This window comes from Stappia sediminis (assembly GCF_009826895.1).
Lineage (GTDB): Bacteria > Pseudomonadota > Alphaproteobacteria > Rhizobiales > Stappiaceae > Hongsoonwoonella > Hongsoonwoonella sediminis.
On record NZ_WUMV01000006.1, the window covers coordinates 346,764 to 359,125 of the forward strand.

The 12,362-nt window shown below is 61.1% G+C and carries 12 protein-coding genes; 10 read left to right on the forward strand and 2 right to left on the reverse strand.

Annotated elements, in window-relative coordinates; translation table 11 throughout:
• Positions 1-213 precede the first annotated feature (213 nt).
• The 7 genes from GR183_RS13840 to GR183_RS13865 all read left to right on the forward strand — a co-directional run bounded on the left by GR183_RS13840 (position 214) and on the right by GR183_RS13865 (position 7,932).
• Positions 214-1,122 carry an MBL fold metallo-hydrolase gene (locus tag GR183_RS13840; RefSeq protein ID WP_160776227.1) on the forward strand — a complete coding sequence of 303 codons (909 nt, stop codon included), beginning with the start codon at positions 214-216 and terminating at the stop codon, positions 1,120-1,122.
• A gap of 97 nt (positions 1,123-1,219) precedes the next feature.
• Complete coding sequence (locus tag GR183_RS13845) at positions 1,220-1,927, forward strand: HAD family hydrolase (protein WP_160776228.1); 708 nt, start codon at positions 1,220-1,222, stop codon at positions 1,925-1,927.
• A gap of 112 nt (positions 1,928-2,039) precedes the next feature.
• Positions 2,040-3,662, forward strand: coding sequence for a long-chain-fatty-acid--CoA ligase (locus GR183_RS13850; RefSeq protein ID WP_160776337.1), 1,623 nt, complete (start codon positions 2,040-2,042; stop codon positions 3,660-3,662).
• Positions 3,663-3,777: 115 nt separating this feature from the next.
• Complete coding sequence (locus GR183_RS13855; RefSeq protein ID WP_160776229.1) at positions 3,778-4,749, forward strand: DUF1499 domain-containing protein; 972 nt, start codon at positions 3,778-3,780, stop codon at positions 4,747-4,749.
• Between the two features lie 34 nt (positions 4,750-4,783).
• A complete protein-coding gene (locus tag GR183_RS13860; RefSeq protein ID WP_160776230.1) occupies positions 4,784-6,166 on the forward strand; it encodes an aspartate aminotransferase family protein in 1,383 nt (460 codons plus the stop codon).
• Positions 6,167-6,486: 320 nt separating this feature from the next.
• Entirely contained in the window at positions 6,487-6,636 is a 150-nt protein-coding gene (locus GR183_RS21680) for a hypothetical protein (protein WP_202396086.1), read from the forward strand.
• 354 nt (positions 6,637-6,990) lie between these two features.
• On the forward strand, positions 6,991-7,932 hold the full coding sequence (locus GR183_RS13865) for a magnesium transporter CorA family protein (RefSeq protein WP_244313753.1): 942 nt from the start codon (positions 6,991-6,993) through the stop codon (positions 7,930-7,932).
• Between the two features lies 1 nt (position 7,933).
• Here GR183_RS13865 and pdxH read toward each other — a convergent pair whose 3' ends face one another.
• Positions 7,934-8,572 carry a pyridoxamine 5'-phosphate oxidase gene (gene pdxH, locus GR183_RS13870; RefSeq protein WP_160776232.1) on the reverse strand — a complete coding sequence of 213 codons (639 nt, stop codon included), beginning with the start codon at positions 8,570-8,572 and terminating at the stop codon, positions 7,934-7,936.
• A 76-nt stretch (positions 8,573-8,648) separates the two neighbouring features.
• On the opposite strand from pdxH, the gene GR183_RS13875 reads away from it, so the two are divergent.
• Both GR183_RS13875 and GR183_RS13880 read left to right on the forward strand, forming a co-directional pair.
• Positions 8,649-9,182, forward strand: coding sequence for an RT0821/Lpp0805 family surface protein (locus GR183_RS13875; protein WP_202396087.1), 534 nt, complete (start codon positions 8,649-8,651; stop codon positions 9,180-9,182).
• Positions 9,183-9,347: 165 nt separating this feature from the next.
• Positions 9,348-10,322 carry a DnaJ C-terminal domain-containing protein gene (locus tag GR183_RS13880; RefSeq protein ID WP_160776339.1) on the forward strand — a complete coding sequence of 325 codons (975 nt, stop codon included), beginning with the start codon at positions 9,348-9,350 and terminating at the stop codon, positions 10,320-10,322.
• Between the two features lie 21 nt (positions 10,323-10,343).
• On the opposite strand, the gene GR183_RS13885 is transcribed toward GR183_RS13880, so the two are convergent.
• On the reverse strand, positions 10,344-11,237 hold the full coding sequence (locus tag GR183_RS13885; RefSeq protein ID WP_160776233.1) for a LysR substrate-binding domain-containing protein: 894 nt from the start codon (positions 11,235-11,237) through the stop codon (positions 10,344-10,346).
• 239 nt (positions 11,238-11,476) lie between these two features.
• On the opposite strand from GR183_RS13885, the gene GR183_RS13890 reads away from it, so the two are divergent.
• Entirely contained in the window at positions 11,477-12,355 is an 879-nt protein-coding gene (locus tag GR183_RS13890) for a glutathione S-transferase C-terminal domain-containing protein (protein ID WP_160776234.1), read from the forward strand.
• Positions 12,356-12,362: the final 7 nt, after the last annotated feature.

Here is a 12,362-nt window from a genome sequence, read left to right on the forward strand (position 1 = left end):
TCGGTCGGTGGGTTTTCGCCCTGCTGCACGCATCGTAATTGCAAATGGTTCGCAAAAGCAATAGCAACTTTTCAAGCGGCCGAAAAATTTTCATCGCTACGAAAACAAGCGATTACGGTTGCTTTCGCCGCCTCGATGGCCCAAGTCACGATGAAGTTATTTTCGCGGATCGGCGGGTAAAGGAATTCCGATCCGTCCGAACGAAAGACTGTCATGAGCGATCTGGTCCACGAACGGGATTTCGACCCCCGGCATGGCGAGGCGGTCGGTTTGAGCGATGCGGTCCGCCGCATCACCGCGCGCAATCCGAGCCCGTTCACATTTCACGGCACGAATACCTATCTCGTCGGCCGCTCACGGATTGCCGTCATAGATCCGGGTCCGGAAGATGAAGCCCACGTTTCGGATATTCTCGCGGCCGCCGGGCAAGCGTCCATCGAGGCCATCCTCGTTTCTCACACCCACCGCGATCATTCGCCGGCAGCGCGCCTGCTGAAGGCATTGACCGGCGCGCCGATCCTCGGCTGCACCCCTCATCGCGCCGCACGGGCGCTCCTAGAAGGCGAGATTAATCCGCTCGATGCAAGTTCGGACAGCGAACACTCGCCGGACCGTGCGATGAAGGACGGCGATACGATCGCAGTGGATGGGTTCACCCTCACCGCGATAGAAACGCCCGGTCATACTGCGAACCATCTCTGCTTCGCCCTCGACGAGGGGAACGTCCTTTTTTCTGCCGATCACGTCATGGCCTGGTCGACGTCCATCGTCGCCCCGCCCGATGGTTCGATGCGCGATTACATGGCCTCTCTGGGCAAGCTCATGGAGCGTGACGAGCGTATCTATTATCCGGGCCACGGCGGTCCGGTAAACCAGCCGCAGCGATACCTGCGCGGGTTGAAGGCCCATCGCCACCAGCGCGAGGCGGCAATCCTGCGCCGGCTTGCCGCCGGAGATCGCTACATTCCGGAGATGGTGGAGAAAATCTACGCCTCGGTGGACAAGCGCCTGCACAAGGCCGCCGCCCTTTCGGTCCTGGCGCAGATGGAAGCACTGGTTGAGGAAGGCAAGGTCGCAACTGATGGCCCGGTCGCCATCGGTGCGCAATATCGCCTCGTTTGATACCAATGATACCAAATGAAACAGAATTTTATCCGGGGCGATTGCCGTATCTGATATCGATCCGGGACTTATCTTATTTGAGAGGCTTTTCATCGGCATGACCATCAGCGCGGTCCTCTTCGACAAGGACGGTACGCTCATCGATTTCGACAAGACATGGGCACCGACGTTCCGCGCCCTGATCGAAGAGGTGAGCGGAAATGACGAGGCGCAAATGCTGCGCCTGAGCGAGGCTTGCGAATACGACCTTGAAAACCGCGCTTTCCTGCCGGGTTCATGCGCGGTCGCCGGGACGAACGACGATTTTGTCGATGCCTGGGTCGAGATTCTCGGGCTGTCCGACAGCGAAGCCTTCTTGAGGGAGATGGACGAGAGCCTCGGCCGCCTGAGTCTCGATCATGTCTCGCCGTTCGAGGACCTCATCCACGTGCTTGACCGCCTCGCCGGGCACCAGATCGTTCTGGGCATCGCCACCAACGATGCGGAGGTGTCCGCCAGGGCGCAGTTGCAGGCAATGGGCATCACCGACAGGTTCCCCCATGTCTTCGGTTACGACAGCGGACATGGCGCGAAACCGGGACCGGGCATGGTCCGCGCATTCTGCGATGCGGCCCGCGTTGCGCCCGGCGAAGTCGTCATGGTCGGCGACAGCCTGCACGACATGCATGCCGGCCGGGCGGCGGGCACACGCACGCTTGCCCTCACCACCGGCACCATCGGCCGCGATATTCTTGAGCCTCACGCCGATCACGTGGCCGACAGCCTCACGGATGGCTGCTTCTGGATCGAGAGCTTGAGGATATAGGAAACCGACGCACTGGACATATTTCTCCTTCGGCACATAGATTCTGAAAAAACAGGGTCTCACCAAATCGAGGCCGGCCTTCCGGAGGAGACTGCCCATGCCTTCACCCGCCATGCCGGGCCTGATGCAGGACTGGCCGCTCACCTGCAATCGCATTCTGGATCACGCCGCTCTGCAGCATCCGAACCGGGACATCGTTTCCCGCAGCGTCGAGGGCGAAATCCACCGCATAACCTATCGCGACATGCGCGCACGCGCCCTGCAGCTTGCCAAGCGGCTGGAAAAGTGGGGCCTGAAAGAAGGCGATCGCGCGGCGACACTTGCCTGGAACACATGGCGCCACATGGAGTCCTGGTACGGAATAATGGGCGTCGGCGGCGTCTACCACACCGTCAATCCGCGTCTCTTCCCCGATCAGATCGCATGGATCGTCAATCATGCCGAAGACCGGCTGATCCTGGTCGATTCAACCTTCGTACCGCTCCTGGAGAGTATCTGGCCCCGGTTGAAGACGATAGAACTCGTCGTCGTGCTGAGCGACGCGGCACACATGCCGGAGACCTCACTTCCCGCTGTCCCTTACGAAGAATGGCTGGCCGAAGTCGATGGCGATTTCTCCTGGAAGGAGCTTGACGAACGTGCCGCCGCCGGAATGTGCTACACCTCCGGCACGACGGGGAATCCCAAGGGCGTCGTTTATTCGCATCGCTCAAACGTTCTCCATGCCATGATGGCGAGCCTGCCCGACATGCTGGGCCTTTCCGCGCGCGACCGCGTCATGCCTGTCGTGCCCCTCTTCCACGCCAACGGCTGGTCGCTCGCCTTTTCCTCCCCGCTCAACGGCTCGGCGATGGTCATGCCCGGTGCGCGGATGGACGGGGAGGCGATCTGGGAACTGCTGGATAGCGAGCGCGTCACACTCACCGCCGCCGTTCCCACGGTCTGGCTGATGCTGCTGCAATATCTTGAGACGACCGGAAAGACGCTCCCCTGGCTGGAGCGCGTGGTAATCGGCGGCTCTGCCTGCCCGCGCGCCATGACCGAGAAATTCGAGACCGTCTACGATGTCCACGTCATGCACGCCTGGGGCATGACGGAGATGAGCCCTCTCGGCACGGTCTGCACGCTGAAGCCGGAAGTGGCGAGGCTTACGGGAGACGCGCTTCTCGATTTTCAGGAAAAGCAGGGATATGCCCCCTTCGGCGTGGAAATGAAGATAACCGACGACGAGGGCAATTACCGGCCTTGGGACGGCAAGACCTTCGGCCGGCTGAAGGTTCGCGGACCGGGAGTCGCAAGCTCCTACTTCAAGGGCGACGGCGGGAACATTCTCGACGAGGAAGGATATTTCGACACCGGCGACGTCGCCCACATCGACGAGTTCGGCTACATGCAGATCACCGACCGCGCGAAGGATGTGATCAAGTCGGGTGGCGAGTGGATATCGACGATCGATCTTGAAAATATCGCCGTCGGGCATCCGGACGTCGCGGAAGCCGCCGTAATCGGCGTGAAGCATCCCAAGTGGGACGAGCGACCCCTGCTCGTCATCGTCCCGCGTGAGGGAAAATCGCCCGACAAGGCGGATGTGCTTGCCTTCATGGAAGGCAGGATCGCCAAATGGTGGATGCCGAACGACGTTGTCGTCGTGGCCGAAATCCCGCATACGGCAACAGGCAAGATCAAGAAGACGACCTTGCGCGAGCAATTCTCGGATTATTCATTCCCGGAGTAGATTCGAAGGCTTCCTGCCTGAGGCTCGAACGTGCTAAACGGTCGCGATGCCACGGCGTTCCCTGTCGAGCGGCCTGCTTGCAGGAGCGTCGGGCAGTCGTTCGCACGGGCGGAGCATGCACAAGCACATTCCCATTCGCCGGCCGAGGACGGCGCGGATCAGTTACCGCGCCGGTCTTTTCGCCGTGCCTGTGCTGGTGATTGCCGCCCTTGCCCATCGCGCGGGCCTGATTTCGGATATCGAGCTTCTGCCGGTCATGGCCTTCGGCTTCGCGCTCGGCATTGCCGCCTTCGTCGCCGGCCTGATCGCGCTCGTTTCGTTGTGGGAAAAAGGCGGCGTCGGCTGGAGCGCTGCGGTACGCGGCGTTGTTTACGGCGGTATCGCGCTCGTGCCGCTCGCCTTCGGGCTCTATGGCCTCGTCACCTATCCCAAGCTTGCCGACATCAGCACCGACATTGAAAATCCGCCGGTGCTCGTGGACTACGACAGGCCCGAACCGGACAAGGCGGACAGGCAGTTGCAGCGCGAGGCCTATTCCGATCTCGTTCCGCGTCGTTTCCGTGTCATGCCCGAGGAGCTTCACACCGCCGCACGTCAGGTGTTGGAAAGGAACGGCTGGCCGATCACGTCCGAAATCCCTCCCGACCTGCGCGATGTGCCGAGCCGCATCCAGGCGGAAGTGCGAACGCTGCTTTTCGGCTTCACGGATTATCTGGCCGTCCGCATCGAGCCCGATCCCTTCGGAGCGCGGCTTGACGTGCGTTCCGCGTCGCTTGTCGGCGAACATGATCTGGGTGCCAATGCCGAGCGGATCCGCATGTTCCAGGAAGAGCTCGATGCCGTGCTGCTTGAAGCGTTCGGCGCGCTCGAGCCCGTTTCCGAAGATGAGGAAGCGCCGCCCCCGCCGCCCGAGTTGCCGCTCCTTTCCGAAGTTCCCTACGAGGAACGCATCGGGCCGCCGCCTCCGCCAAGCGCCAAACCCGTGCCGGGTGCGGAGGAACTGGACGGCGAGGAGCAGATCGATCCGCTGGAGGAACTGCCGGAGGACCTTCGCGAGATTTACGTGGACGAACCTGCCGAAGGCTGAACCTCCTCATCATTCATCAAAAGGACGATGGAAAATGCCGCTGACCAACGTGCAGACGCGCGACGTGGAAGCCCTTCTTCACCCCTATACGCCGCTGCACAAGCTGCGCGAAACGGGACCGCTTGTACTCGATCACGGCGAGGGTGTTTTTGTCTACGATACGCAGGGAAAGCGATATATCGAGGGCATGTCCGGGCTCTGGTGCGCCGGCCTCGGCTTCGGCGACAAGGAGCTGATAGAAGCCGCCAGGGAACAGCTCGACCGGCTTCCCTACTATCACCTTTTCGGGGGAAAGAGCATCGAGCCGGCGATCGAGCTTGCCGAAAAGCTGAAAGAGATCGCCCCGTTCGAGGCTTCCAAGGTGTTCTTCACCTCATCGGGTTCGGAAGCCAACGACACCCAGGTAAAGCTTGCCTGGTATTACAACAACGCCCGTGGCCGGCCTGAGAAGAAGAAGATCATCTCCCGCCAGAAGGCCTATCACGGCGTCACCATCGTCTCCGCTTCCCTCACCGGCCTTCCCAACAACCACCGAGACTTCGACCTTCCGGTCGACCGGATCCTGCATACCGATTGCCCGCACTACTACCGCTTCGGCGAGCCTGGGGAAACGGAGGAGGAATTTACCGCCCGCACGGTGCGCAGCCTGAAGGAGCTGATCGCACGCGAGGGGCCGGAGACGATCGCGGCATTCATCGCAGAACCGATCATGGGCGCGGGCGGCGTCATCGTTCCGCCAGCCGGGTATTTCGAGGCCGTTCAGGCGGTGCTTGCGGAGCACGATATCCTTTTCATCGCCGATGAGGTGATTACCGGTTTCGGGCGTACCGGCAACTGGTGGGGCTCAGAGACCTTCGGCATTGCCCCGGACACCGTTTCCGTCGCGAAGCAGCTTACCTCGGCCTACGCCCCGCTTGGCGCCGTGATGATTTCCGAAGAGCTCTACCAGGCCTTCGTCGAGGAATCGGCGAAGATAGGCGTCTTCGGCCACGGCTTCACATATGGCGGGCATCCGCTCGGCTGTGCGCTTGGCGTCAAGGCGATAGAGATCTACCAGAGCCGCGATATCCTCTCCCGCGTTCGTGCGCTAGCGCCGCAGTTCCAGGAACGTCTGGAGCGCCTGCGCGATCACCCTCTCGTCGGCGAAGTGCGCTTCAAGGGGCTGGTCGGCGGCGTGGAGCTCGTGGCGGACAAGACGACGAAACGCCCCTTCGCCGCGAATCACGGTGTCGGCGGCATTTGCGCCAAGCATCTGGAAAACCACGGCGCGATCCTGCGCGCGATCGGCGACACGATTGCTCTTTGTCCGCCCATGATCATCACAAGTGACGAACTGTCGCAGCTGTTCGACAGCCTGGAAAAGGCGCTGGACGACACCGAGGCGACGGTTACGCGGAACGGACTTCGCAAAGTATAAGAATCTGTTTTTCCTGAATTCTCCTTTTGGGCAACCGATTGCCGCCCGCCCGTAACAGGGCGGGTCTTTTGCTCTGTTAACCGTCAGGAAATACCGAATTGTAACAATGCGATAAACATTGTGACTGGCGCCGGCGCAAAGGTCGGCGTCATCCTTACATTTGCCAAGATTGCACACGATGTGTGCAGGCACACCGTCATATGACGGCTCCGTCGGTGAAGTAACGGCAGCGGCAGACCGGAATGGAGGCTTCGGCCCGCACCGCGAAATCTCGGCGGCAACATCAACGCCATATAAATGGCAAGCAACGGAATGTAGTGATGAGTGCGCAAGTTAAGAAATCAGAAGCACAGAGCCCGCGACCGGAGCTGCAAAAGCTCTACAAGCCGGTCGGCATCCAGGCCATTACCGCAGCGACGCTCTGCCGCAAGACTGTAGCGCCGGCGAAGGCGAAACCGTCGAAGCACTGAAACGCTATCTCGTTCGGGCGTGAGCGCCCGTGCGACAGGACCTGGCTAGTTGAGCATGCCTCCGGGCGTCTTGCGTCCGCTCTAAAATGCCGTGTGCCGGTTTCCTGCGACAAGCCTCCTCCACGCCGGGCCTTGCAATGAAGCGTTGCGGTCGCAGTGACGGGTAGTGGCTTTTTCGCGTGTCGGACAATCGTGTTTATGTCGGCGAACCTCATCGCGGCGGCCTGCATCGCGGGCCGCCCGGCCAACCCCCCCTTCCCCAGCGGCTGTTTTATGCGGAAACTGTGAAGGCATTCCGAATCGCAGCCGGGGACATTCGTGATGATAACGGCCTACCTTCCGTCTACATCAGGAATGGAGCGCGTGCAGGTCGCGCAAGGAAGTCCCATCCCGACCACCGCCCTTTGGATCGACCTTTACAAGCCCACGAACGAGGAGCGTGAAAAGGCGGAAAAGCTGATCGGCGCGCGGATTCCCACCGCACAGGAAATGTCGCAGATCGAAACCTCGGAGCGGCTCTACGAGGAGGCCGGGGCGCTTGTCATGACGATGGTCATGCCCATGGCCGTGCGGGAACCGGATTTGAGGATTTCCTCGCTCACCTTCGTTCTCAATGCGCGTCGCCTCGCTACCGTGCGTTACGGGGAATCGGCTTCCGTCGCCATGAGCACCAAGCGCGCGCAGGTCGACACCACCGTTCCCCACACCGGGCCGGGTGCCATGTTCCTTCTGCTCGACGCGATCATCGATCGTGCCGCCGACGAGGTGGAAAAGGCATCGGCCGAATTCGACGCCATGTCGCTGACGGTGTTCGAAGGCCGGATCAGCGTCCGCAAGAGCCAGGATTACAAGGACGCGATCAGGGCGATCGGCCACGTCGGGCTCAAGGTCGCCAGGATGCATGACGTGTGCGCAACGATGTCCCGCCTGCTTTTGTTCCTGTCGCTACATCGCAAGACGATCGCGATGACTCAGGAGCAGCAGGCGGCCTGCAAGTCTCTCGGACGCGACATCAACTCGATCCGCGAACATGCGGATTCGCTCGACAACAAGCTGAATTTCCTGCTCGACGCGACTGTGGGCCTCGTCACGCTGGAGCAGAACCAGATCATCAAGATCTTCTCGGTTCTTGCCGTGATCTTCCTGCCGCCGACGCTGATCGCCTCCATCTACGGCATGAATTTCGCAGGCATGCCGGAGCTGCACTGGGCCTACGGCTATCCCTTCTCGATCGCCGTCATGGTGCTGTCGGTGCTCCTCACCTTCCTGTTCTTCCGCTGGCGCAAGCTGCTTTAGATCACGGATAAAGCCGCTCTTTCTCCCAGTTTCCTTCAGGCGTTGCCCGCTTGAAGACGATCCGGTCATGCAGGCGGAATGGGCGGTCGTGCCAGAACTCCATCCTCAAGGGGCGGATGCGAAAGCCCGACCAGTGTTCGGGGCGGGGGATGTCGCCAAAGCCGAATTTCGCGGTATAGCGCGCCACTTCCTTTTCCAGCGCGAAGCGGCTTTCGAGCGGGCGCGACTGCTTGGATGCCCAGGCGCCGATGCGGCTGCCGCGCGGGCGCGAGCGGTAATACTCATCGGCTTCCTCGTCGGAGACGCTTTCCACAACCCCACGCACGCGAATCTGCCGGCGCAACGATTTCCAGTGGAAACATAGCGCGGCTTTGCCCTGGCCCAGGATTTCCCGTCCCTTCGCGCTCTCAAGGTTCGTATAAAAGACGAACCCCGCCTCGTCGAAGCCCTTCAGGAGAACCATGCGCACATTCGGCAGTCCGTCCTCGTCCACGGTGGCAAGCGCCATGGCGTTGGGGTCGTTCGGCTCGGACTTGCCGGCGTCCTCAAGCCATTCGGCGAACAGCCGAAACGGATCCTCCGCTTCCGCAAAGTTACCGTTTGTTAAGAGTTCTGCCGGAATCTCGGTATTGTCCGTCATTGTGGCTCCCATGAATGCACGGCGCCAGAAAAAGGCTGGAAAAGCGGCCTTGCGGACCCGGAGGTCCCGTTAGCCGATGCTCGTATCGACTTATACCGCGAAGCGCATGATGCGCCAGTTCCGTTTCGCTCGAATTCGTCCGGGCCGGTTTCGGCTCGCCTTGCGGTTCGGCGCCTTGGTGGCGGTCACCGGCACGCTCGCGGCCTGCGGATCGATGCCGTCGCCCGTGGGCAGCGACGACGTAACCTCCCCGCTCGATCTTACCGGCTCGATCGACGGCGCGCAGAATGCCGCGGATGCGGACATCGGCGTTGACGATCGCAAGGCGATCGCCTTTGCGCTTGCCGCGGGGCCGACCTCCGTTTCCAGGCCCGCTGCCTTCACCTGGTCCAATCCGGTGAGCGGCAATTCTGGAACGATCATCTCGCTCAAGGAAGAAAGCGTTCCCTTCGGCACGGAATGCTCGCGTTTCGAAACGACCGCGAACACCATCGGCGGCGTGCGCGCCTATACCGGTCTTGCCTGCCGGGACGCCAACACCAACTGGACGATCGTCGACCTTCGCCCGAAGGATGATGTGCAGGACGATGCCTCAACCGCAAGGTCCTGATGCGGCTTGAATTTCCGGCCGGCCCGCCGCCTTTTGCCCCGTGCCGGGCCGCAATCGTGTTGAACAATTTCCTGTCTGGAATTAATTCCTACTAACCCCCATATGGATCATCGGTGGCAGACCGGTGTATATGCAGGGGTGAGGAAAAGTATGGCAGTAACCGAGATGAAAGATCCCTACACCGTCCTTGGCGTGCCGAAATCGGCAAGCGAGGCGGATATCAAGAAAGCCTACAGGAAGCTCGCGAAGAAGTATCACCCGGACCAGAACAAGGGCGATCCCAAGGCGCAGGAGCGGTTTTCCGAGGCGACGCAGGCCTATGACATCCTCGCCGACAAGGAAAAGCGCGCTCAGTTCGACCGTGGCGAAATCGATGCCGAAGGCAAGCCCCGCTTCCAGCAGGCGCACGGCTTTGAAGGGTTTTCCGACTTCGATGCCTTCCGCAAGGCAGGCGCGCAGCGCGGCTATCGCTTCGATCAGTCGGGCGGTGGCGCTTTCGACGATATCCTGGGCGACATTCTCGGTGGCTTCGGCAGCAGGCGGCGGTCGGGCGCGGGCGCCGGCGCCGGCGCGCGCTCGGGCTTTGCCCAGCAGCCGCGTGCGAAGCGCGGACAGGATGCGAACGCCACCGTCAAGGTCCCGCTTGAAAAGCTCGCCCACGGCGGCTCCATGCGCGTCGCCTTGCCGACGGGCAAGACGCTTGACGTGAAGCTTCCGGCCGGCACGACGGACGGCGAGAAGATACGCCTGAAGGGACAGGGCTTCGCCGGCGAGCACGGCGGCAGCACGGGCGATGCCATCGTCGAGGTTCGCCTGGTTCCCCATCCGCTGTTCAAGGCGGATGGCGACGATTTGCGTCTCGAACTTCCGGTCACGCTTTATGAAGCCGTGCTTGGCGAGAAGGTTCGCGTGCCGACGCTCGATGGCGCGGTAAACCTGAAGGTGCCGGAAAATTCCAGCGGCGGACGCACCATGCGCCTCAAGGGCAAGGGCCTGCCCAACAAGGCGGGTGGACGCGGCGACCTTCTGGTGACGCTGCGCGTTACATTGCCCGAGAACACGGATGAAGAACTGCGAAAGCTCATGCTGTCGTGGAAGGAAGTGAAGCCCTACCGCGCCCGCGGTCCGGAGTTCGACTGAGGGATATCAAAGGATACCGCCTTATCCTTCGGCTGCCTGTGCATGCAGCCAACCGATTGTTGTTCTCACCGCCAGCCGATCCGCCCGCTCCTCTGCCACTATGATGCGTATTCCAGCTGGCAGTTTCAGCGCCAGGCCCTTGAATGGACTGACCAGCGCGCCTGCAGCCACCGCTTCGCGGACCAGACGGTCGCGCGCCAAAGCGATTCCAAGCCCCTGCTCGGCTGCACGAAGCACGAGATCCGAAGACGAAAAGCGCGGGCCCGCACGCACGTCGAGATCGTTCGGTCCGAATTGCGCTTTCCACATTGCCCATGATGCGTTGGGGTCGCGGTCATGCAGGAGCTTGCCCTTCGCAAGCTTGGAAATGTCTGACGGCATGCCGAGGGCGCGCCAATATGGCGGACTCATGACCGGGTAAAGCGCATCGTCCATCAACGGAACGCCCAGTGATTTCGCCGCTTTTCCTCCCCCCATCCGGATTGCGATGTCGGCCCCTCGATCGCGGGGATCGCCAATACGTTGATCGACGATGACCGAGAGTTCTATCCAGGGGTATTCCGCTTCGAAATCGCCGAGACGCGGGAGCAACCACCGCGCGGCCAGAGAGGGCGTCGTTTCGACCGTAACGGAATTTGGCGGATGGGCTTCCCGTACGGACTGGACTGCACCCTCGATACCGGAAAACGACTTCACGAGGTCGCGTCCCAATGCCTCGCCGGCGGCGGTGAAGCGTATCAGCCGCTGCCCCTGCTTTCGTTCGATGATCGGCGTGTCGATCCAGACCTCGAGATCTCTCAAGAGCCGGCTTATTGCCGAATGCGTGACACCCAGCATACGCGCCGCCGGGCGGACGCCACCCGTTTCGTAAACGGCCGCGAAGGCACGGAGCATATTGAGCGGCAGGCTTTGCATAGTGGTCTCAAAAATAGACCAAGACATTCCATCTTTGAACCACCATTACTTCTGATTGCCGCTAATCTCCATTCAGTTGAACGGAGGGCGGCGCCATGGGACTGGTTGTCAATGGGCAATGGCATGATGATGACGGCTGGTCATCCGGCTCCGGTGAATTCGAGCGGGCCGGAAGCACGGCGGATAATGTGCTTTCGGAATTCGTCAAATCGGAAATCGCCGGCGGAACGGGCCGCTTTGTGCTCATCGCATCGCTCAGTTGCCCGTGGTCGCATGGCGTGCTTATCGCGCGCGCCCTCAAGGGGCTGGAGACAAGGCTTCCACTCCAGATTGCCTGCGGCCCGCGCATCCAGGGCTACGCATTGGACCGATCCGGTCCATTGGCTTTCTCCGGGGCATACGAAAGGCGGCATGTCCACGAGCTCTATGCACAAAGCGATCCTTGTTATACGGGCCGCGCAACGGTCCCCATTTTATGGGACCGGCAGGACAACCGGATCGTAAGTAACGATTCCGCCAAAATCATGCGTGGGCTCGACGATGTGCCAAAAGCCGGGGCCGTCATTCTTGCTCCCAAATTTCTGCAGCACGATATCGATGACTTGAACGCCTTCCTTTACGCCCGGCTTTCGAACGCTGTATACCGCGCGGGCCTCGCGCGAAGTCAGGTCGCTTACGACGAAGCGGTCGCCTCCGTGTTCGAGACTCTGGAGCACCTCGAAGAGCGACTTGGTAAGCGCCGCTTTCTCCTCGGATCGGCCGTAACGGAATCCGACTGGCGCCTGTTCACTACACTCGTTCGGTTCGACGCCGTCTACGCCACGCATTTCAGGTGCACTCGCAAGCGTTTGGTCGATTTTCCCAACCTTTGGGCTTATGCGCGGGATCTGTACCAATGGGAGGGAATTGCGGAAACCGTTGATTTTCCGGAAATTCTGGCGGGCTATTACCTCAACGACGGCGATAACAATCCCCATCGCATTATAGCTGAAAGGCCCGATGCCGCTTGGCACGCGCCCCATGATCGCGACCGCCTCGGTTCACGTCAGGTCTATGCCCGGCAGGATAACGATAATTTTGCTGCGGTGACGCGGCCTTTTCCGCCGAAAGCCAGCTGAAAATGGA